20 protein-coding genes are annotated in these 21,542 nt (G+C 70.2%); 7 read left to right on the plus strand and 13 right to left on the minus strand.

The window, feature by feature from the left end:
- Positions 1–91: 91 nt before the first annotated feature.
- The 5 genes from AB5J50_RS10070 to AB5J50_RS10090 all read right to left on the minus strand — a co-directional run bounded on the left by AB5J50_RS10070 (position 92) and on the right by AB5J50_RS10090 (position 6,440).
- Complete coding sequence (locus AB5J50_RS10070) at positions 92–1,630, minus strand: MFS transporter (protein ID WP_369256808.1); 1,539 nt, start codon at positions 1,628–1,630, stop codon at positions 92–94.
- Positions 1,627–2,178, minus strand: coding sequence for a helix-turn-helix domain-containing protein (locus AB5J50_RS10075; RefSeq protein WP_327427354.1), 552 nt, complete (start codon positions 2,176–2,178; stop codon positions 1,627–1,629). The genes AB5J50_RS10070 and AB5J50_RS10075 overlap by 4 nt, the downstream gene beginning before the upstream one ends.
- Positions 2,179–2,338: 160 nt before the next feature.
- Positions 2,339–3,310: an aldo/keto reductase gene (locus AB5J50_RS10080; RefSeq protein ID WP_369256810.1), complete on the minus strand. Its 972-nt coding sequence runs from the start codon at positions 3,308–3,310 to the stop codon at positions 2,339–2,341.
- 180 nt (positions 3,311–3,490) lie between these two features.
- Positions 3,491–4,924, minus strand: coding sequence for an argininosuccinate lyase (gene argH, locus AB5J50_RS10085; RefSeq protein ID WP_369256812.1), 1,434 nt, complete (start codon positions 4,922–4,924; stop codon positions 3,491–3,493).
- Between the two features lie 322 nt (positions 4,925–5,246).
- Positions 5,247–6,440 carry an argininosuccinate synthase gene (locus AB5J50_RS10090; protein ID WP_369256814.1) on the minus strand — a complete coding sequence of 398 codons (1,194 nt, stop codon included), beginning with the start codon at positions 6,438–6,440 and terminating at the stop codon, positions 5,247–5,249.
- 267 nt (positions 6,441–6,707) lie between these two features.
- Between AB5J50_RS10090 and AB5J50_RS10095 the strand changes: the two genes are divergently transcribed.
- Entirely contained in the window at positions 6,708–7,559 is an 852-nt protein-coding gene (locus tag AB5J50_RS10095; RefSeq protein WP_369256816.1) for a hypothetical protein, read from the plus strand.
- Between the two features lie 123 nt (positions 7,560–7,682).
- Positions 7,683–8,270 (plus strand): pyridoxamine 5'-phosphate oxidase family protein, encoded by a 588-nt coding sequence (locus AB5J50_RS10100; protein WP_369256818.1) that lies wholly within the window; start codon positions 7,683–7,685, stop codon positions 8,268–8,270.
- Between the two features lie 85 nt (positions 8,271–8,355).
- Here AB5J50_RS10100 and AB5J50_RS10105 read toward each other — a convergent pair whose 3' ends face one another.
- Together AB5J50_RS10105 and AB5J50_RS10110 are read right to left on the minus strand one after the other, a co-directional pair.
- Positions 8,356–9,819 carry a sensor histidine kinase gene (locus tag AB5J50_RS10105; protein WP_369265352.1) on the minus strand — a complete coding sequence of 488 codons (1,464 nt, stop codon included), beginning with the start codon at positions 9,817–9,819 and terminating at the stop codon, positions 8,356–8,358.
- A 101-nt stretch (positions 9,820–9,920) separates the two neighbouring features.
- On the minus strand, positions 9,921–10,670 hold the full coding sequence (locus tag AB5J50_RS10110) for a response regulator transcription factor (protein ID WP_369256820.1): 750 nt from the start codon (positions 10,668–10,670) through the stop codon (positions 9,921–9,923).
- A 172-nt stretch (positions 10,671–10,842) separates the two neighbouring features.
- On the opposite strand from AB5J50_RS10110, the gene AB5J50_RS10115 reads away from it, so the two are divergent.
- The 5 genes from AB5J50_RS10115 to AB5J50_RS10135 all read left to right on the plus strand — a co-directional run bounded on the left by AB5J50_RS10115 (position 10,843) and on the right by AB5J50_RS10135 (position 15,815).
- Positions 10,843–12,204, plus strand: coding sequence for a ferric reductase-like transmembrane domain-containing protein (locus AB5J50_RS10115; RefSeq protein ID WP_369256822.1), 1,362 nt, complete (start codon positions 10,843–10,845; stop codon positions 12,202–12,204).
- Between the two features lie 7 nt (positions 12,205–12,211).
- Positions 12,212–12,721: an FMN-binding protein gene (locus AB5J50_RS10120; RefSeq protein ID WP_369256826.1), complete on the plus strand. Its 510-nt coding sequence runs from the start codon at positions 12,212–12,214 to the stop codon at positions 12,719–12,721.
- Positions 12,722–12,846: 125 nt separating this feature from the next.
- Positions 12,847–14,184, plus strand: coding sequence for a ferric reductase-like transmembrane domain-containing protein (locus AB5J50_RS10125; RefSeq protein WP_369265353.1), 1,338 nt, complete (start codon positions 12,847–12,849; stop codon positions 14,182–14,184).
- A 19-nt stretch (positions 14,185–14,203) separates the two neighbouring features.
- On the plus strand, positions 14,204–15,034 hold the full coding sequence (locus AB5J50_RS10130; RefSeq protein WP_369256828.1) for an FMN-binding protein: 831 nt from the start codon (positions 14,204–14,206) through the stop codon (positions 15,032–15,034).
- 43 nt (positions 15,035–15,077) lie between these two features.
- Positions 15,078–15,815 carry an FAD:protein FMN transferase gene (locus AB5J50_RS10135; protein WP_369265354.1) on the plus strand — a complete coding sequence of 246 codons (738 nt, stop codon included), beginning with the start codon at positions 15,078–15,080 and terminating at the stop codon, positions 15,813–15,815.
- Between the two features lie 65 nt (positions 15,816–15,880).
- Here AB5J50_RS10135 and AB5J50_RS10140 read toward each other — a convergent pair whose 3' ends face one another.
- The 6 genes from AB5J50_RS10140 to AB5J50_RS10165 all read right to left on the minus strand — a co-directional run bounded on the left by AB5J50_RS10140 (position 15,881) and on the right by AB5J50_RS10165 (position 21,541).
- Positions 15,881–16,417, minus strand: coding sequence for an arginine repressor (locus tag AB5J50_RS10140; protein WP_327427364.1), 537 nt, complete (start codon positions 16,415–16,417; stop codon positions 15,881–15,883).
- 23 nt (positions 16,418–16,440) lie between these two features.
- Positions 16,441–17,628: an acetylornithine transaminase gene (locus AB5J50_RS10145; RefSeq protein WP_369265355.1), complete on the minus strand. Its 1,188-nt coding sequence runs from the start codon at positions 17,626–17,628 to the stop codon at positions 16,441–16,443.
- Between the two features lie 14 nt (positions 17,629–17,642).
- The gene (gene argB, locus AB5J50_RS10150) at positions 17,643–18,584 is read right to left on the minus strand and encodes an acetylglutamate kinase (protein WP_330303267.1); all 942 of its coding nucleotides are present in this window, start codon (positions 18,582–18,584) and stop codon (positions 17,643–17,645) included.
- Positions 18,581–19,750 (minus strand): bifunctional glutamate N-acetyltransferase/amino-acid acetyltransferase ArgJ, encoded by a 1,170-nt coding sequence (gene argJ, locus AB5J50_RS10155; protein WP_369256831.1) that lies wholly within the window; start codon positions 19,748–19,750, stop codon positions 18,581–18,583. The genes argB and argJ overlap by 4 nt, the downstream gene beginning before the upstream one ends.
- A complete protein-coding gene (gene argC / locus AB5J50_RS10160) occupies positions 19,747–20,775 on the minus strand; it encodes an N-acetyl-gamma-glutamyl-phosphate reductase (RefSeq protein ID WP_369256833.1) in 1,029 nt (342 codons plus the stop codon). Before argC ends, argJ begins: the two co-directional genes overlap by 4 nt.
- Positions 20,776–20,899: 124 nt before the next feature.
- Complete coding sequence (locus tag AB5J50_RS10165) at positions 20,900–21,541, minus strand: trans-aconitate 2-methyltransferase (protein WP_369256835.1); 642 nt, start codon at positions 21,539–21,541, stop codon at positions 20,900–20,902.
- Position 21,542 lies beyond the last annotated feature (1 nt).

A 21,542-nucleotide genomic window follows, 5' to 3' on the forward strand; every position in this document is an offset into this window, starting at 1 on the left:
CCGTTGGGCATCTGCCGTACGGCGTGTGCGGCTGTTCGTGGGTTGCTCGCGCCCACGCGGCGGAGCCGCATGATGTCACAGCCCCGCGCCCCTATCGGGGCGCCTCCTCGAGCCCCGTTTCCAACCTCTGCCCTCTCAGCAAGAACCATGCCGCCACCGCCGTGGCCAGCAGCACCAGCGCGCCGCCGCCCGACGCGAGGGTGAGGCCGTCGACGAAGGACTCCCGGGCCGCGCTGAGCATGGGCTCGGAGGTGTGTGCCGGCAGGCCCTTTGCCGCCTCCACCGCGCCGCCCAGTGACTCATGGGCCTCGGCCGGGGTGCCCGCCGGGCCGGTGAAGCCCGCGTAGACGCCGGTGACGATGGAGCCGAGCAGGGCGATGCCGAGGGCGGCGCCCAGTTCGTACGCCGTTTCGGAGACCGCGGACGCGGCGCCCGCCTGCTCCTTGGGCACGCTGGAGAGGATCACGTCGGCGGTGACGGTGAACGAGAAGCCCGCGCCGATGCCGACGAACAGCAGGGCGGCGCCGAGCAGCGGATAGCCGGTGGACTGGCTCAGCAGGGTGAGCGCACCGAGCGCCAGCCCCACCGCGGCGAGACCGCCGGTGACCACGGCACGCACCGAGAACCGCCGGGCGACCGAGCCGGCGACCAGACCCGCGGCCACCGCGCCCACGGCTGCGGGGACTTCGGCGAGCCCGGCCTCGAACGGCCCTCTGCCCTGCACGAGTTGCAGGTACTGGGAGAGGAAGAAGACGAGCCCGGACATGCCTAGGACGGTGAACAGGTCGGCGAGCACAGCCCCGGAGAAGCCCCGGTTGCGGAACAGCCGTACGTCCAACAGCGGTGCGGGCAGCGTGAGTTGACGTCGTACGAACCAGTACAGGGCGGCGGCACCGAGCAGGCCCGCGGCCGTCGGCTCCCAGGAGAGCCCGTGCGCGGCGGCCTCCTTCACCGCGTACACGACGCCGATCACACCGACGAGCGAGAGGGCGACGCTGGTCAGGTCCCAGGGGCCGGGGTTCGGGTTCTTCGACTCGGGCAGCAGCCTGCTGCCGACGAGGACGAGGACGACCATCACCGGAAGGTTGATGAGGAAGACGGAGCCCCACCAGAAGTGTTCGAGCAGGAAGCCACCCGCGACCGGGCCGACTGCCGTACCGGCGGACGCTGTTGCCCCCCAGATGCCGATGGCGAAGCTGCGCTCGCGCGGGTCGTGGAAGAGGTTGCGGATCAGGGCGAGCGTGGCGGGCATCAGGGTCGCGCCCGCGACACCGAGGAGCGCCCGCGCCAGGATCATCAACTCCGGTGTCGTGGCATAGGCGTTGAGCACCGATATGAGGCCGAACGCGGTGGCGCCGACGAGCAGCAGCTTCTTGCGGCCGATGCGGTCGCCGAGGCTGCCCATGGAGACGAGCAGACCTGCGATGACGAACGAGTAGACGTCACCTATCCACAGGAGCTGTGTGCCCGAGGGCTTCAAGTCCTCGCTGATGTACGGGGTCGCGAGGCCGAGGACGGTCGCGTCGACGGCCACCAACAGCACGGCGAGGGCGAGGACGGAGAGCGCGAGCCAACGACGCGGGCGCTTCTCCACCTCCGCCGCGACAGCCGGCTGCAGGGTGCTGGTCATGATTCCTCTCTCCGTAGTGCGCCGCCGAGCAGCAGCTCGACGATCATGTAGTGGAAGTCCTTGGTGGCGACCCGGCCTTCGGTCACGGCCCACGCCCCCGAGGCCATGAGCCCGTAGAGCGCTTCGGTGAGCCAGGCCGGGGTGAGGTCGATGCGGAACTCACCGCTGTCCTGGCCGCGCCGGAACAGCGCGGCGATCCGGGCGTCTATCCGCGCCCAGCCCTCGTTCTGTTCCTCGCCCTCGAACAGCTGGTTCTCGGTGTAGAGGAAGGCGAGCAGGCCGGCTGCCTTCTCCAGCTCCTTCACCAGGCGGCGTACGGCTTCTTGGGCGGCGCCCTCGTCGGGGCGGGCGGCGTCCAGGGCCGCCTCGCACTCCTCGATGCCGAGCGCCTCCAGCGCCCGTACGAGTGCGTCACGCCCCGCGAACTGGCGGTGCAGCGTGGCCCGGCTGATCCCGGCCGCCTTGGCGACCTCGTCCATGGTGGCGGTGGATTTGCGGGTGAGCAGGGCGGCTGCGCTGCGCAGCACGTGTTCGCGGTCGACAGCCATGAGACAAGCATAGACCATGTGAGACATTATTGTCTCACCAGACGCGCGAGAGTCTCACGCGCTCTCTGCTTGCGGTGTCTCTCAGTGCCCCCTGTTTACCGGGGGGGCTTAGTGCTCCCTGTTCGCGGGGGCGGGCTCAGTGCCCCTGCTCACGGGGCGCTCAGTGCCAGGGCAGCTGTCCGCGCCGCTCCCAGTACGCGCCCGGGTCCTCGGCCAGGGCCGCGAGCCGGGACAGCTGGTCGTCGTCGAGGTCGACGACCGCCGCGTGCAGGTTCGAGGCGAGCTGGTTGGCGGTGGCCGCGCCGGACAGTACGACGCCCGCCCAGGGCTGCCGCAGGATCAGCGCGAGGGCCACGGCGTCGCAGCCCAGGGAGGTCTCCGCGGCGATGGCCTTCAGCGCGTCCGGCGCATGGGGATCCGCGAGCCGGCCGTTGGCCATGCCCTCCTTGACGATCACCGTGAGTCCGGCGTCATGGGCCTCGGCGAGCGCGGGCGCGGCCGAGGTCTCCAGCACGTTGTAGGTGGACTGGACGGTACGGAAGAGGGGCTCGCCCTCGACCGTCACGGCGAGCGCGGCACGGATGGCGTCGGCCTGCGCGGGCCCGCTGGTGGAGAAGCCGATGGAGAGGCCCTGTGCGGCCGCTTCGGCGAGCTTGGCGTGGAGTTCCTTGTCGGTGAGGGCCGGGCTGTCCGGGGTCAGCGAGTGGATCTGGTAGAGGTCGAGCCGGTCGTCGAGCAGCTCCGCCGTCTCGGCGCGCTGCCGCTCGTAAGTGGCGACACTGTGGTCCTTGACCTCGTGCGCCTCGGCGTCGGTCTGCCAGTCCGCCGTGTAGGTGTAGCCCCATTTGCTGCCGACCACGACGTCGTCGATGTCGGGCCGGCCGTTGAGCCAGTCGGCGAGGAACTCCTCGGAGCGGCCGTACGAACGGGCGACGTCGAAGTAGCGCACGCCCTGGGCGTAGGCGGCTTCGAGAAGCTCGTGGGTGCGCTCGCGCAGGGCGTCGACGCTGCGTTCGGCCGGGAGGTCCTGCTCACGGCCGAGGGTGATGTAGCCGGGGCGGCCGACTGCGGCAAGACCGAAGCCGATGTGGCAGGTGGGGGTCGTTGCTGTGGCCAGTCGGGCGAAGGGCATCGCGGGCTCCGTTGGTCGGCTGCGGTACGGCTTCGACCAACGTAACCCGCGATGCCCTTCCGCTCTCGCCTCAGAGCTCGGTTCGTGCGGCGCTTCGGCGGGTGCGGACATGTCGTGGCTTGTCGCGCCCGGCGGAGCCGCACATCGATACAGCCCCGCGCCCCTGAAGGGACACCGCCCTTACCGCTTCTGCTTGGCCATCGCCCACGCGTGCTGGGCCGCCACGTCCGTCTTCACCTCGGCCAGCTGAATCGCGACCGCGCTCGGGGCCGTGCCACCTCGGCCGTCGCGGGACGCCAGGGCGCCGGGGACATTGAGGACCGACCGCACCTCCGGAGTCAGGTGGGCGGAGATCTTCGCGAACTGCTCGTCGGTCAGACCGTCCAGCTCGATGCCGTCGGCCTCCGCCACCTTCACGCACTCGCCGGCGACCTCGTGCGCGACGCGGAACGGCACGCCCTGCTTGACTAGCCACTCGGCGATGTCGGTGGCGAGCGAGAAGCCGGCCGGGGCCAGCTCCTCCATGCGCTCACGGTTGACGGTCAGCGTGGCCATCATGCCGGTGAACGCGGGGAGCAGGACCTCCAGCTGGTCGCAGGAGTCGAAGACCGGCTCCTTGTCCTCCTGGAGGTCGCGGTTGTACGCGAGCGGGAGGGCCTTGAGGGTCGCCATCAGGCCGGTGAGGTTGCCGATCAGACGGCCCGACTTGCCGCGCGCCAGCTCCGCGATGTCCGGGTTCTTCTTCTGCGGCATGATCGACGAGCCGGTCGAGAACGCGTCGTGGAGGGTGACGAAGGAGAACTCCTTCGTGTTCCAGATGATGACCTCTTCGGCGATCCGGGAGAGGTTGACGCCGATCATCGCGGTGATGAAGGCGAACTCGGCGACGAAGTCGCGGGAGGCCGTGCCGTCGATGGAGTTCGCGACGGAGCCGTGCTCGAAACCGAGGTCCTTCGCGACCGCCTCCGGGTCCAGGCCCAGGGAGGAACCGGCCAGCGCGCCCGAACCGTACGGCGACACGGCCGTCCGCTCGTCCCACTGGCGCAGCCGCTCGGCGTCCCGGGACAGGGACTGGACATGCGCGAGGACGTGGTGGGCGAAGAGCACCGGCTGAGCGTGCTGGAGGTGCGTACGGCCCGGCATCGCGACATCCGGGTGCGCCTCGGCCAGACCGATCAGCGCGTCCTGGAGCTCGGCGATCAGGCCGCCGATGATGCGGGCGTGGTCGCGCAGGTACATGCGGAAGAGGGTGGCGACCTGGTCGTTGCGGGAGCGGCCGGCGCGCAGCTTGCCGCCGAGGTCGGGGCCGAGGATCTCCAACAGGCCGCGTTCCAGGGCCGTGTGGACGTCCTCGTCTGCGATCGTGCCGACGAGGGTGCCGTCGGCGACGTCCGCTTCGAGCTGGTCGAGGCCCGCGAGCATTCGCGTCAGCTCGTCCTCCGTGAGCAGGCCCGCCTTGTGCAGCACGCGCGCGTGGGCACGCGAACCGGCGATGTCGTAGGGCGCGAGCCGCCAGTCGAAGTGGACGGACGCGGACAGCTTGGCCAGGGCCTCGGCGGGACCGTCGGCGAAACGGCCGCCCCAGAGCCGTACGTCACCGCTGTTGCTGCTCACTTGCGTGCTCCTAGAAGACATGGGTGTGGATTTGCCAGTGCCTCCCCACTTGTGAGTGAGGAGGCGGCCAATCGAATTAGCCAAACGTAACTACCCTGTAGCAGAGTGTCACGCGCACGCCCGGCGCCCAGGCGACGTCGGGCACCCTCCTCGGCAAGGTCGCAAGACTTCACCGACCAGCGTCCGGAGGGACGTGCCACACGGACTGACGGCTCCTGCCGTTCAGCACGAGGGCGATTGGCTCACATCCTGAGCAATACTCAGGCTCTCTGGCCAATCAGAGACGCTAGTGCGTGGGAGGTTTGCGCCGGGCGGACCTGGTTTACGCCAGGTCCCGCTTCGCGGCGATCTTCGACGACAGGCTGTAGATGTCGATGAAGCCCTTGGCCGCGGCCTGGTCGAACGAGTCGCCGGTGTCGTACGTCGCGAGGTTGAAGTCGTAGAGCGAGGTGTCGGAGCGCCGGCCGGTGACGACCGCGCGGCCGCCGTGCAGGGTCATCCGGATGTCGCCGTTGACGTGCTGGTTGGCCTCGTTGATGAAGCCGTCCAGGGCGCGCTTGAGCGGGGAGAACCACTGGCCGTCGTAGACCAGCTCGCCCCAGCGCTGCTCGACCTGCCGCTTGTAGCGCGCGAGTTCGCGCTCGACGGTGACGTTCTCCAGCTCCTGGTGGGCCGTGATGAGCGCGATCGCGCCCGGAGCCTCGTACACCTCGCGGGACTTGATGCCCACGAGCCGGTCCTCGACCATGTCGATCCGGCCGATGCCCTGGGCGCCGGCGCGCTCGTTGAGCTGCTGAATGGCCTGGAGCACGGTGACGGGCTTGCCATCGATGGCGACCGGGACGCCCTGCTTGAAGGAGATGACGACCTCGTCGGCCTCACGCGGGGTGGCCGGGTTCGAGGTGTACTCGTAGATGTCCTCGATCGGCGCGTTCCAGATGTCCTCCAGGAAGCCCGTCTCTACCGCGCGCCCGAAGACGTTCTGGTCGATGGAGTACGGGGACTTCTTGGTGGTGGCGATCGGGAGCTGCTTCTCCTCGCAGAAGGCGATCGCCTTGTCCCGGGTCATCGCATAGTCACGGACCGGGGCGATGCACTTGAGGTCGGGGGCGAGGGCGACGATGCCGGCCTCGAAGCGGACCTGGTCGTTGCCCTTGCCGGTGCAGCCGTGGGCGACCGTGGTGGCGCCGTGCTTCTGGGCGGCGGCGACGAGGTGCTTGACGATCGTCGGGCGGGAGAGGGCGGAGACCAGCGGGTAGCGGTCCATGTAGAGGGCGTTGGCCTTGATCGCCGGGAGGCAGTACTCGTCGGCGAACTCGTCCTTGGCGTCCGCGACCTCGGCCTCGACGGCACCGCAGGCGAGCGCACGCTTACGGATGACGTCCAGGTCCTCGCCGCCCTGGCCGACGTCGACCGCGACAGCGATGACCTCGGCGCCCGTCTCCTCGGCGATCCAGCCGATGGCGACGGAGGTGTCCAGACCGCCTGAGTAGGCGAGTACGACGCGCTCGGTCACGGGTTTCTCCTCACACTGCATTCGCTGACATGCATGAGTATGCAGCACTCTGCATGATTCGTCAATCGAGGAGCGGTCGGGGCAGGGCGCCGGGGCAGGACGCCGAGACAAGGCGCCGGGAGCTGCCGATTCGGAAATCTCGGCGGTGATTGAACGCGGGAAATCGCTTTCCCGTACTTCCCCCCGAACGCAGGCGCCGCGTTTGTACACCCGCTTCCCGTGCACCCACTTCCCGTGCACCCACTCCTGACCAAGTGAGGCTTCCGCATGTCCAGGGCCCTTCCGAAGTACAACAAGCGCCGCGTCGTGATGATCGGCGGCGCCGCCGCAGTGGTGCTGTCCGGAGCGGTGATCGCCGGCAACGCCTTGGCCGGGGAGACATCCAAGAGCGGCACCCAGAACGCCACGACGAAGGCCGCATCCCCGGGCACCGTGAACTGCCCGGCCGTCGCGCCGAGCCTGCCCGCGATCCCCGCCTCCGCCAAGGCCGAGGTCGACCGCAACCTCACGCTGCTGAACACCCAGATCTCCGAGGCCAACAAGCGGCTCGTCGACACGGTCGGCCAGGGCGGACCGAACTTCATCCAGAACGCGATCCTCGGCCCCCTCAAGGACAAGCGGGTCGCCACGATCAATCGCATCGCCACGGCCATCGGGCGCACCGCGGCCAAGCCGCAGGGCCTGGACTCGCTCGCCCCGTGCACGCTGAACGCGGTGGGGGGTGCCGCCGCCTCGACGCCGACCGCGACCGCGACCGCAAGCGCGAGCGCCGCCGCGACCGCGCAGGCGGGTGGCGGCACCGGCGCCGCGAGCGGCTCGACCGCCGCCGGCACCATCAGCTGCCCGGACGTCGCGTCGAAGCTGCCGGCGATTCCCGCCTCCGCGAAGGCCGAGGTCGACCGCAATCTGGCGCTGCTGAACACCCAGATCTCCGAGGCCAACACGCGACTGGCGAACACCGTCGGCCAGGGCGGACCGAACTTCGTCCAGAACGCGATCCTCGGCCCCCTGAAGGACAAGCGGGTCTCCACCATCGACCGCATCGCCATCTCCATCGGGCGCACCGCGGCCAAGCCGCAGGGCCTGGACTCACTCGCCACCTGCACGCTGAACAAGTGACGGACGGCGCATGACCGACTCCGTGGCCGCCCCGCACGCCGGCCGGGGTGGCCACGGAACCTTCGGCCACGGAACCCTTAATTCCTTAGACAGGCGAACGACTTTCCTCAATAATCGTTAGACATGGGAAAGACCTACGAGCGCATAGACGGCAGACTGCGTACGTTCATCGAAGCGCAGCCCCTCTTCTTCACCGCGACCGCGCCCCTGTCCGGGGACGGCACGGTCAACCTCTCCCCCAAGGGACTCACCGGTTCGTTCGCCGTGATCGACGAACTGACCGTGGCCTATCTGGACTTCGCCGGAAGCAATGCCGAGACCATCGCGCACCTGAGGGAGAACGGCCGGATCACTCTCATGTGGTGTGCCTTCCAGGGCCCGCCGAACATCGTGCGGGTGCACGGCCGTGGCGAGCCGGTCTTCCGTGACGACCCGCGCTTCAAGGGGCTGCTCGGCCACTTCCCTTCCATCGACCCGACCCCGCACGGTCTGCGCGCGATCATCGTCGTGACGGCCGAACTTGTTCGGGACACCTGTGGCTATGCGGTGCCGTTCATGTCGTACGACGAGGATCGTGATCTGCATGCGAAGCGGTTTGCCCGGGAGGACGACGTCTCGCTGAGCGAGTACTTCACGAAGAAGGATCACGTGGCTACGAGCCTGGACGGGTTGCCTGGGTTGCCGCTTCCGTTGCCGCCGTCTGCGGTTTGAGCCCATGCACGATGCGCCGTAGGGGTGCGGGACGTTTCGTTGGCCGCAGGTCGTCTTTGGCTGGTCGCGCAGTTCCCCGCGCCCCTTACGGGGCGCCTCCCTCGCCGTCGGCTGGTAGGCGGACCGTGAACGTCGTCTCCCCTGGGCGGCTCTCCAGGCCCACGCTGCCCCCATGCGCCTCTACCACCGCCGCCACGATCGACAGGCCCAGGCCCGCCCCTCCGCCCGCGCCATCCGCCCGGCGGCGGTCAGCTCGGGTGAAGCGTTCGAAGACGCCGGGCTGGACGTCCTCGGGGACGCCGGGGCCGTCGTCGGCCACCGTCAGTACCGCGATGGTCCCCTCCGCCTTCGAGGAGGCCGTCTTCAGCGAGACCGTGACCTTGGTGTCAACGGGTGTGTGCAAACGTGCGTTGGCCAACAGGTTGGCCAACACCTGTTGGAGTCGGTGTGCGTCGCCCGTCACCGTGACCGGCTCTTCCGCGAGCTCCAGGGTCCAGCGGTGGTCGGGGCCGGCGGCCCGGGCGTCGGTGACCGAGTCGAGGACGAGGTGGGTGAGGTCCACGGGGAGCTGTTCGAGGGGGCGGCCCGCGTCGAGGCGGGCGAGCAGCAGCAGGTCGTCGACCATCTCGCCCATGCGGGCCGACTCGGCGGCTATGCGCTCCAGGGCGCGGGTCACCTTGGGGGGCACCGGGTCCGGGTGCAGCAGCGCCAGTTCCGCGTGGCCGCGGACCGAGGCGACCGGGGTGCGCAGCTCATGGCTGGCGTCGGCGGCGAAGCTGCGCAGCCGTTCCTCGCTCGCATGCCGCTTGGTCAGGGCGTCCTCGACATGGCCGAGCATGCGGTTGAAGGCACCGGCGACACGGCCCACCTCGCTGCGCGGGTCGGACTCGGGCGCGCGCGGCGGCAACGCCACCTCGCCGCTGGCGAGCGGGAGTTCGCTGACCCGGGTGGCGGTAGCGGCGACCCGGCTCAGCGGGCGCAGCGACCAGCGCACCCAGAAGGCTCCGGCGACACCGGCGATCGCCAGGGCCGCGCCGAACACGCAGGAGGCGACCAGTTCGAGGCGGTGCACCGCGGCCTGGACCGGTTCCATCGGCAGCCCGGTGATCAGGACGTCGCCGTCCAGTCCCTTCGTCGCCAGCACCCGGTACTCGCCCAGGGCCGAGACACAGATGGTGTGGGCGCGGCCGTCGACGGGAACGTCCGCCAGGGCCTTCTTGTCGGCGACGGTCAGGGACACGTTCTGATCGGTGGCAACCGCGCCGGAGGGGACGACCGCCGCGTTGGTCACGTCGCTGCCCACCAGCCGGGCGCCGAAGGTGCCCGCGCTCTGCTTACGGGTGTCGCCGTGTTCGTCGCCGTCATGGTCCGACTTCGGCGTGGGGGTCCGGTGCTCCAGGCTCGCGGGGTACCGCGCTCCCACGTCGTAGAGCTGCTGGTCGACGCGACCGGTGAGGAAGCCGTTCAGTTCGTACACGGCGGCCACCCCGACGGCGGCGCAGCTGACGGCGAGCAGCACCACGAGCCCGGCGGTGAGCCGGGCCCGCATCGTGCGCGGGCGCGGCAGCCTTCGCACACCCGCTCCCAGCCACGACCATCGGCGCCTGGCCCACGCCCACCGCCGCGTCAGCCACGGCCACCGCCGCGGTGTCATCCCGCCACCGGCTTGATCACATATCCGGCGCCCCGCACTGTGTGGATCATGGGTTCGCGACCCACGTCCACCTTCTTGCGGAGATACGAGATGTAGAGCTCGACAACATGGGCCTGGCCACCGAAGTCGTACGACCACACACGGTCGAGGATCTGCGCCTTGCTGAGGACGCGGCGTGGATTGCGCATCAGGAAGCGCAGGAGTTCGAACTCGGTCGGTGACAGCTCGATCAGCTTGCCGCCGCGGGTCACCTCGCGGGCCTCCTCGTCCATGACCAGGTCGCCGACGGTGAGCCGGGGCCCCTCGTCCAGCTGCCGGGCCATGCCCGCGCGGCGCAGCAGTCCGCGCAGCCGGGCGACGACCTCCTCCAGGCTGAACGGCTTGGTGACGTAGTCGTCGCCGCCCGCGGTGATGCCGGCGATCCGGTCCTCGATGGCGTCCCGCGCTGTGAGGAAGAGGACGCAGACGTCGGGCTTCACGGTGTGCAGTTGGCGCAGCACGGCGAAACCGTCGGTATCCGGGAGCATCACGTCGAGGACGACGGCGTCGGGCAGCAGTTCCCGGGCCCCGGTGACGGCCGAGGCCCCGTCGCCCGCCGTGCGCACCTCCCAGCCCTCGTAGCGCAGGGCCCCGGAGAGCACCTCGGCGAGATCCGGGTCGTCGTCGACGACGAGGACGCGTACGGGGGTGCCGTCGGGCCGGGTGAGCGCGGGCCGGCCGTTGCCTCGGGAGCGGGGAGTGTTCATGTCCTTTCCAGGATCACCCCTCGGCGAGGTCGCGCCGCCCCCTCCCGCCTCTGAGTTTTCTCTGAGTCCGCAGTGAGCGGTCCGCCGTGGGGCGGCGTCGCGCGTCCGTTCAGAGCGTCCTCAGAAGTTCCGGACGCACAGTTTCCTCCCGGACATCCGGAAGGACGGACATATGACCACGACGTACGAGCGGGCGGCCCTCCCGCGCCCGGCACGAGGGCGCCGGCGCCCCCGGCCCTCCCCCGCCGGGCCGCTGCTGGCCCTGCTGTGGGCCGGAGCCGCCGCGGTCGTCGCCCTGTGGTGGTACGACACCCGGTCGGTGGTGGGCCTCGCCGGCTGGCTGACGGACGCCGGGAGGATCTGCGGGCTGCTGTGCGGCTACAGCTGCGCGATCCTGGTGGCGCTGATGGCCCGGGTCCCGCTCCTGGAGCGGCGCATCGGCTCCGACCGGGTGGCCCGCTGGCACGCCATGGCGGGCCGGTACACCGTCTGCCTGCTCGTCGCGCACGTCACGCTGATCCTCTTCGGGTACGCCGCCCAGGACGGGTCGGGCATCGTGGACGAGACGCTGAGCGTGGTGTTCGACTACCCGGACATGCTCAAGGCCACGATCGGCACGCTCATCCTCTTCGCCGTCGGGATCACTTCGGCGCGCGTGGCCCGCCGCCGGATCAGCCACGAGTTCTGGTACTACGTGCACCTGCTCACCTATGTGGCCGTGTTCCTCGCCTTCTTCCACCAGCTCGCGCTCGGCTCGGACTTCGTCGGCAGCGCCGCCGCCCGGGCCGCCTGGTACGTGCTCTATCTGGGCACGGCCGCGCTGGTGGTGTGGTTCCGGCTGCTCGCGCCGGTGCGGCTGAACCTGCGGCACAAGCTGCGCGTCGAGTCCGTGTACCGCGAGGCTCCGGGCGTCTTCTCCATCGTCGTGCGCGGGGAGCGGCTGGACGAACTGAAGGCCCAGGCAGGGCAGTTCTTCCGCTGGCGGTTCCTCGCCGAGGGGATGCGGTGGACCTCCACGCCGTACTCGCTGTCGGCGCCGCCGCGCCCCGACCGGATGCGGATCACCGTGAAGGCGCTCGGCGACCACAGCGCCGCCGTGGGGCTGCTGCGGCCCGGCACCCGGGTGTGGGCGGAGGGCCCGTACGGCGCGCTGACCCCCGAGCGGAGCACCGGGCCCAAGGCCCTGCTGATCGCGGGCGGCGTCGGCATCACCCCGCTGCGCGCCCTGTTCGAGGCGCTGCCCGGCGACCTCACGCTGCTCTACCGGGCGCGTACGGCCGAAGACCTCGCGCTGGGCGCCGAGTTGGAGGCCATCGCGAAGTGGCGCGGGGCGCGCGTCCTGTACGCGGTCAACGGCGCCGACGGGACGCGTCCGCGGTTCACCGCCGAATCCCTGCGCGAGGCCGTGCCGGACATCGCCGGGCACGACATCTACCTCTGTGGCCCGCCCGCGATGGCGCGGGACCTGTACGAGGCGCTGCACGCGGCGGGGGTCCCCGACCGCCGTATCCACCACGAGTCGTTCGAGCTGTGAGGCCGCCTTGCACGCCCTGAAGAAGAACCGTCCGCTGCGGCGGGTGACGCTGGCCGCCGCGACCACCGTCACCGGTGTCGTCCTGCTGCTGTCGCTGAAGCCGCACACGCCGCCGACCGTGGTCCAGGCGTCCTCGTCGTCGGGCCAGTCCCAGTCCTCCGGAAGCTCATCCGGAGGCACATCCGGAAGCTCCCCGAGCAGCTCCCCCAGCAGCAGTTCCGGAAGCACGAAGAGCACGGGTACCAAGACGGTCACCGGCGACACCGTCCAGACCCGTTGGGGCCCCGTCCAGGTGCGCGTGACGGTGAAGAACGGCAGGATCACCGATGTCACGGCGGTCGCCTACCCGACCGACAACCCGAAGGACCAGGAGATCAACAGCTACGCGATTCCGCAGCTCAGGCGGGAGACGCTCGCTGCCCAGAGCGCGCAGATCGACTCCGTCTCGGGGGCCACGTACACCAGCGACGGGTACAAGCAGTCCCTCCAGTCGGCACTGGACTCGGCGGGCCTCTGAACGCACGGCCGTCGGGGACCGTATCTCTGGGCCAGGGGGCCACTCCCCTCGCCCCGTCCCCACGGACGACACACGGAGGAACCGTGTCCACGATCGCCGGTGGTCGCGCCGCGCGGCGCCAGACCATGCGCCGTATTCGCCCACGCCGCTCGCCCGCCGTCCCGTTGCTGCTCGCCGTCTGGGCGGGCGCGGCCGGGGTCATCTGGCTGTGGTGGAACAACACCCCGTCCATCGCGGACGACAACAGCAAGATCCTCAACGCGGGCCGGATCACCGGGCTGCTCGCCGGCTATCTGATGGCGCTCGTGGTGCTGCAGATGGCCCGGGTGCCCGCCCTGGAACGCCGGGTGGGCTCCGACCGGGTCGCCCGCTGGCACGCCATGAGCGGCCGGTACACGATCTGTCTGGTTCTGGCCCATCTCTTCCTGACCATGTGGGGCTACGCCCTGCAGTCCGGCAAGGGGCTCGGCGGGATCGTCCAGCAGACCATCGACTCGGTCAACCAGCTGCCCGACATGGGCAAGGCCGCGATCGGCACGGGTCTGCTGGTGCTCATCGGGTTCATCTCCATCGGCGGTGTCCGCCGGCTGATCCCGTACGACACCTGGTACCACGTCCACCTGCTGACGTACGCCGCCGTGTTCCTGACGTTCTGGCACCAGCTGTCCACCGGCAACGACTTCGCCGTGGAGCCCACCGCGAAGACGGTCTGGTACGGGCTGTACGGGTCGGTGACCGCGCTCGTCGTCTGGTACCGGATCCTCTCGCCGATCCGGCTCAACCTGAAGCACCGGATGCGGGTCGAGGCGGTCATCGAGGAGACGCCCGGGATCGTGTCGGTGCTGATCAGCGGGCGGAAGCTGCACCGGATGGGCGCGGAGGCCGGGCAGTTCTTCCGCTGGCGCTTCCTGGCGCCCGGCATGCGGCTGAGCTCCCACCCGTACTCGCTGTCGGCGGCGCCCCGCCCCAATATGCTGCGCATCACCGTGAAGGCGATCGGCGACCACAGTTCCGCGCTGCGTGACCTGGAGCCGGGCACCCGGGTCTGGGCCGAGGGCCCGTACGGGGCACTGACGGCGGGCAAGCGCAGCCGCGGCAAGGTGCTGCTGGTGGCGGGCGGCGTCGGGATCACGCCGATGCGGGCGCTGTTCGAGACGCTGCCCGGCGCGTCCGGCGACCTGACGCTGCTCTACCGGGCCAACAGCACCCAGGACCTGGCCCTGTGGGACGAGCTCGCCGTCATCTCCAAGGAGCGCGGGGCCCGGCTGATGTACGCGGTCAACAGCCCCGGCGGGGAGCGCCCGGACATCTCGGCGGAAACGTTGCGCCGCAAGCTGCCGGACATCGACAACCACGACGTCTTCATGTGCGGGCCGCCCGGCTTCGCCCAAGAGGTGTACGAAGCACTGCGCGGCGCGGGGGTCCCCGCCCGCCGCATCCATCACGAGTCGTTCGAGATGTGAGCGACGGGAGTCAGGAGCGATGAAGAAGAGCCACCCCATTCGGCGCGTCGTGCTCGCCACCGCCGCCACCGTGTCCGGGATCGTCCTGCTGCTGTCGCTGAAGCCCGCGTCCGACCCGGCCGCCGCGTCGGCGCAGGGCGGAACGGCGGCCCAGCAGACGGCGGCCGGGCAGGAGTCGCCCCAGGGCGGCAGCGCGTCACAGACGGGCTCGCAGACCGTCACCGGAAGCGTCACCCAGACCCAGTACGGGCCCGTCCAGGTACGGCTCACCATGAGCGGCGGCAAGATCACCAAAGCGGAGGCCCTCCAGGCTCCCAAGGGCGGCACCAGCGACCAGAAGACCGCCCTGGCGATACCCAAACTCAACGAGGAGGCCGTCGCCGCACAGAGCGCGGACATCGACGCGGTTTCGGGGGCGACCTACACCAGCAGCGGCTACAAGCAGTCCCTCCAGTCGGCCCTGGACAAGGCCAAGACCGCGGGCAGCGGTACGTCGGGATCTTCGGGTTCGGCCGCCGCGTCTTCGGGCTCGTCCTCGTCGCCCCAGGCACCGGCTACCCAGGCCCCCGCCACGCAGGCCCGCATCATCACCGGAAACGTCGCCCAGACCCAGTACGGGCCGGTCCAGGTCCGCATCACCCTGAGCGGCGACAAGATCACCAAGGCCGAGGCGGTCCAGGCACCCAGCGGCGGCACCAGCAGCCAGAAGACCGCGCTGGCCGTACCCAAGCTCAACCAGGAAGCCGTCGCGGCCGGGAGCGCCGGCATCGACGCCGTCTCCGGCGCCACCTACACCAGCGGCGGCTACAGGCAGTCCCTCCAGTCGGCCCTGGACAAGGCCGGTGGCTGAGTCCGCGGAGGCCCCGCCCGCGCTGCGCCACGCCGAGGAGGTCATGGGCACGGTCTTCTCCTTCGACGTACGCGGAGGCGAACCGGGGCCCGTCCAGAAGGCGTTGGAGGAGGCGATCGCCCAACTCCACCGCGTGGACGAGATGTTCAGCACCTACCGCGAGGACAGCCAGATCTCGCGGCTGGCGCGCGGTGAACTGAGCGTCGAGCAGTGCGATCCCGAGGTCGCCGAGGTGCTCGCTCTGGGCGCGGAGGCCGAGCGGCTGAGTGAGGGCTGGTTCAGCACGAGGTACGAGGGGCGGCTCGACCCGACGGGGATCGTGAAGGGCTGGGCGACGGAGCGCGCGGCCCGGCACCTCGCCGCTGCCGGGGCGAGCGGGGTGAGCGTCAACGGCGGCGGCGACGTCCAGCTGTACGGCGTGCCCGGGTCGCACCGGCCCTGGCGGGTCGGCATCTCGGACCCGCTCCGCCCGGGCTCACTCGCGGCCGTGGTCTCCGCGGCCGGCGTCGACGAACTGGCCGTGGCCACCTCCGGCACAGCCGAGCGCGGCGCCCACATCGTCGACCCGAGCACCGGCAAGTCCGCGGTCACCGACCTGGTGGCGGTGACCGTGGTCGGCCCCCACCTGACCTGGGTGGACTCCTGGGCGACAGCGGCTTTCGCGATGGGCTCCCGCCAGGCGCTGGACTGGCTGGAGTCACTCCCGGACATCGAGGCCCTGCTGATCACGGCGGGAGATGAGGTCAGGTGCACGGGAGGGCTCGCCCAACGCCTGGGGTGAGGGGTTTTTAGGGGCGCGGGGAACTGCGCGACCAGCCCCCACCGCCGCGCACCCGACCGACAACCTCAATGATTGTTCTGAGCCAACCGCAGCAAATGATCGGCGAGCGCCTGCCCCCCGGTCGGGTTCCGACTGATCAACAGCAACGTGTCATCACCGGCAATGGTGCCCAGGATGTCCTGCAGTTCAGCCTGATCAATAGCCGAGGCCAAGAACTGCGCAGCCCCCGGAGGCGTACGCAGAACCACGAGGTTCGCGGAGGCCTCCGCGGAGATCAACAGCTCCGCGGACAGCCGACGCATCCGCTCTTCCTTCGCCGACTCCCCCAGCGGAGCACGCGGCGTACGGAACCCGCCCTCGCTCGGCACCGCGTAGATCAGATCGCCGTCGTTGTTGCGGATCTTCACCGCGTTCAGCTCGTCCAGGTCCCGGGAGAGCGTCGCCTGCGTGACGCTCAGCCCGTCGTCGGCGAGAAGCTTCGCCAACTGGCTCTGCGAGCGCACCGGTTGCCGGTTGAGGATGTCCACGATCCGGCGGTGGCGTGCGGTGCGGGTCTGCGGCACGGCAGGCCCTGCGTGCTCATGGTCCTGCGCCTGACTCATCGTCGTCGTCCCATTTCCCGGGATCATCCGTCCCCGTTGGCTGCGTCGAGGATGCCGGGAAGGGCCTGGAGGAACGCGTCCACTTCGTCGTCGCCGAGGTTCAGCGGCGGCATCAGCCGTACGACATCGGGGGCGGGCGCGTTCACCAGGAAACCGGCGTCCTGAGCCGCCTGCTGCACCTGGGGCGCGAGCGGCTCGGTGAGCACGATACCCAGGAGCAGTCCCGCACCCCGGACATGGTCGACCAGCGGATGCCCGAACGACTCGATTCCGTCCCGCAGCTTCTCGCCCGAGCGCTTCACGTTCCCGAGGAGTCCCTCGGACTCGATCGTGTCGAGTACGGCGAGTCCGGCGGCGCAGACGACCGGGTTGCCGCCGAAGGTCGTGCCGTGGTGTCCGGGCTTCAGCAGCCCGGCGGCCCGGCCGAAGGCGACGGTGGCGCCGAGCGGCAGTCCGCCGCCGAGGCCCTTGGCGAGCGTGACGATGTCGGGCAGGACGCCCTCGTGGGCCTGGTACTCGAACCAGTGCCCGGTCCGGCCGATTCCGGTCTGTACCTCGTCGAGAACCAGCAGCGATCCGGCGGCGGCGGTGATGGCACGAGCCGCCTTCAGATATCCGGCGGGCGGGACCACGACCCCGTTCTCACCCTGGATCGGCTCGATGATGACGAGGGCCGTCTCCTCGGTGACCGCGGCGGCCAGTGCCTGCGCGTCGCCGTACGGAACATGCGTGACGTCGCCGGGCAGCGGCAGGAACGGCTCCTGCTTGGCTGCCTGGCCGGTGAGCGCGAGGGCGCCCATGGTCCGGCCGTGGAAGCCGCCGGTGGTGGCGACCATGTGCGTCCGGCCGGTGAGCCGGCCGATCTTGAAGGCGCCCTCGTTGGCCTCGGCGCCCGAGTTGCAGAAGTACACCCGGCCCTCGCGCCCGAAGAGCTGGAGCAGCCGTTCGGCGAGCGTGACGGGCGGCTCGGCGATGAAGAGGTTGGAGACATGGCCGAGGGAGGCGATCTGCTTGCTCACCGCCTCGACGATCGCGGGGTGGGCGTGCCCGAGGGCGTTGACCGCGATCCCGCCGACGAAGTCGAGGTACTGCTTGCCGTCGGCGTCCCACAGCTTGGTGCCCTCGCCGCGGACGAGCGGCAGCCGCGGGGTGCCGTAGTTGTCCATGAGCGAGCCCTGCCACCGCTGGGTGAGCTCTTCGTTGCCGGTCATGTCCTGGTTCGCGGTCATACGGCATCCCCCTCTTCCTCGTCCGGCACGACCATCGTGCCGATCCCCTCGTCGGTGAAGATCTCCAGCAGGATCGAGTGCTGGACCCGGCCGTCGATGACGCGGGCGGTGGTGACGCCGTTGCGTACGGCGTGCAGACAGCCCTCCATCTTCGGCACCATGCCGCTGGCCAGCTCGGGCAGCAGTTTCTCCAGCTGGGAAGCGGTGAGGCGACTGATCACCTCGTCGCTGTTGGGCCAGTCCTCGTAGAGGCCCTCGACGTCTGTGAGGACCATGAGGGTTTCGGCGCCAAGTGCCGCAGCGAGTGCCGCAGCCGCCGTATCAGCATTGACGTTGTAGACATGTCCGTCGTCCTGGGAGCGGGCGATCGAGGAGACGACCGGGATGCGGCCGTCGGAGAGCAGCGCCTCGATGGCACCGGTGTCGATCGCGGTGATCTCGCCGACCCGGCCGATGTCGACGAGCTCGCCGTCGATCTCGGGCTGGTGCTTGGTGGCGGTGATGGTGTGCGCGTCCTCGCCGGTCATGCCGACGGCGAGCGGCCCGTGCTGGTTGAGCAGCCCTACCAGCTCGCGCTGCACCTGCCCGGCCAGGACCATGCGTACGACGTCCATGGCGTCCTCGGTGGTGACCCGCAGGCCCGCCTTGAACTCGCTGACGATGCCGTGCTTGTCGAGGGCTGCGCTGATCTGCGGGCCGCCGCCGTGCACCACGACGGGCCTGAGGCCGGCCTGCCGCAGGAAGACGACGTCCTGCGCGAAGGCGGCCTTCAGCTCCTCGTTCACCATGGCGTTTCCGCCGAACTTGATGACGACGGTCTTGCCGTTGTGGCGGGTCAGCCAGGGCAGCGCCTCGATGAGGATCCGCGCCTTGGGCAGGGCGGTGTGCTTCCTGGTCGTGCTCGTCTTGTCGGTCGAATTGTCGGTCGAATCGCTCATGAGGAGTACGCGCTGTTCTCGTGGACGTAGTCGGCGGTGAGATCGTTGGTCCAGATCGTGGCGGTCTCGTCGCCGGCGGCGAGGTCGGCGACGATGTGCACTTCGCGGTAGCGCATGTCGACGAGCTCGCGGTCCTCGCCGACACCGCCGTTCTTGCAGACCCATACGCCGTTGATGGCGACGTTCAGCCGGTCGGGCTCGAAGGCGGCCTTCGTGGTGCCGATCGCGGACAACACCCGTCCCCAGTTGGGGTCTTCACCATGGATCGCGCACTTGAGGAGGTTGTTGCGGGCGATGGAGCGGCCCACCTCGACGGCGTCGTCCTCGGTCGCGGCGTTGATGACCTCGACCTTGATGTCCTTGCCGGCGCCTTCGGCGTCGCGGATGAGCTGCTGACCGAGGTCGTCACAGACCGTGCGGACGGCCTCGGCGAACTCCGCGTACTCCGGGGTGACTTCGGAGGCGCCGGAGGCGAGCAGCAGCACGGTGTCGTTGGTGGACATGCAGCCGTCGGAGTCGACCCGGTCGAAGGTGACGCGGGTGGCGGCGCGGAGCGCCTTGTCCAGGGTGTCGCTGTCCACGTCGGCGTCGGTGGTGAGCACGACCAGCATGGTGGCCAGGCCCGGGGCGAGCATGCCCGCACCCTTGGCCATGCCACCGACGGTCCAGCCGGGGCCCTCGTGGACCGACGTCTTGTGCACGGTGTCGGTGGTCTTGATGGCGATGGCGGCCTTCTCGCCGCCGTGCGGGCCGAGTTGAGCGACGGCCTGGTCGACGCCCGGGAGCAGCTTGTCCATCGGCAGGAGGACGCCGATGAGGCCGGTCGAGCAGACGGCGACCGTGCCCGCGCCGGTCTCCCCGAACCCCGCGGCACTGAGCGACTCCGCGACCTTCTCGGCGGTGGCGTGGGTGTCCTGGAAGCCCTTGGGACCCGTACAGGCGTTGGCGCCACCCGAGTTGAGGACGACGGCGGTCAACTGGCCGCTCTTGAGCACCTGTTCCGACCAGAGGACCGGCGCGGCCTTCACGCGGTTGGAGGTGAAGACGCCCGCGGCGGCGAGGCGGGGCCCGTTGTTGACCACGAGGGCCAGGTCCGGGTTGCCGTTCTCCTTGATCCCGGCGGCGATCCCCGCCGCCGTGAATCCCTGTGCTGCCGTGACACTCACGGTGCGACTCCGATCGTGGAAAGCCCGGTGGCCTCATCAAGGCCGAGGGCGATGTTCATGCTCTGCACGGCACCGCCCGCGGTGCCCTTGGTCAGGTTGTCGATGGCGCTGATCGCGATGATGCGGTGCGCGGCGGCGTCGTACGCGACCTGGATCTGAACGGCGTTGGAACCGTAGACGGACGCCGTGGCGGGCCACTGGCCCTCGGGCAGCAGGTGCACGAACGGCTCGTCCGCGAACGCCTTCTCGTACGCGGCCCGTACGGACTCGGCGGTGACGCCGGCCTTGGCCTTCGCGCTGCAGGTGGCGAGGATGCCGCGGGGCATCGGCGCGAGCGTGGGCGTGAAGGAGACGGTGACGGGCTCACCCGCGGCGGCGCCGAGGTTCTGGATCATCTCGGGGGTGTGCCGGTGGCCGCCGCCGACGCCGTACGGGGACATGGAGCCCATGACCTCGGAGCCGAGCAGATGCGCCTTGGGCGCCTTTCCGGCACCGGACGTCCCGGAGGCGGCGACGATCACGGCCTCGTTCTCCGCCAGCCCGGCCGCGTACGCCGGGAAGAGCGCGAGCGAGGCGGCCGTCGGATAGCAACCGGGCACCGCGATGCGCTTGGACCCCTCCAGCGCAGCGCGGGCACCCGGCAGTTCGGGGAGGCCGTACGGCCAGGTCCCGGCATGCGCGGAGCCGTAGAACCTCTCCCAGTCGGCCGGGTCCTTCAGCCGGAAGTCGGCGCCCATGTCGACGACGAGGACGTCCGGACCGAGCTGCTCGGCGACGGCGGCGGACTGCCCGTGGGGCAGCGCGAGGAACACGACGTCATGCCCGGCGAGCACGTCGGGGGTCGTCTCCTGGAGGACGCGGTCCGCGAGCGGCAGCAGATGCGGCTGCAGCGCGCCCAGGCGCTGACCCGCGTTGGAGTTGCCGGTCAGAGCGCCGATCTCGATCCCGGGGTGCCCCAGGAGCAGACGCAGCAGTTCCCCGCCCGCGTACCCACTCGCTCCCGCCACTGCCGCACGTACCGCCATGGAACCCTCCTCTTGGATGGCATGACTATACGTTTCGCTGCACGTTTATGCAATCCCGGCATCGGTGGGCCGGAACCGACGGAACGACGGAACGGAAGGGGTGAGAGCCAGAAGGCGAGGTCGCTCAGCCGGGGGCCGTCGGGGGTGCGGCGATTCCGACGATGAAGTTGCCCAGGGGGCGGACGTCGGCCGACCAGCCGAGGGTGGCGAGATCGTCGGTGAGGGTGGTCGGGTCGTGGAAGATCTTGACGATGCGGTACTGGCTTCCGTCGTCGAGGCGGCGCAGTTCCGCGGCGACCTCCTCGCGGGCGGCCTCCGCAGGCCCCTCGTCGATGAAGATCGCTCTGCCGTGCGGGGTGAGGGCGGCGGCGACGGTGTTCCAGAAGTGGCCCATCCGGGACAGCGGGACGTGGGAGAGCCAGAAGGCGAAGAACACAGTGTCGTAGCGGCGCGGGGGCTGCCAAGTGAACACGTCGGCCTGGACGAACTCGACATCGGCGGACCCGGTCCGCGCCCGCGCGATGCCCAGGACCTCGGGCGACGAGTCGACGGCCGTCATCGAGCGCGCCCGTGCGGCCAGTCTTCCGGTCCACTGACCCGTTCCACAGGCGAGCTCCAGCACGTCTCCGGCGATGGGGAGCTCGTCGACCGCCGTCACCAGCTCGCGCAGGTCCTGGCGCTCGGCATAGACCCGGTCGTACTCGAAGGCGCGGGCCCGGTAGTACGCGATCTGCTCCGCCACCAGAGCGTCGTCATCGGTGTCCATG

The sequence above is a fragment of the Streptomyces sp. R35 genome, from assembly GCF_041053035.1.
Classification (GTDB): Bacteria; Actinomycetota; Actinomycetes; order Streptomycetales; family Streptomycetaceae; genus Streptomyces; species Streptomyces lutosisoli.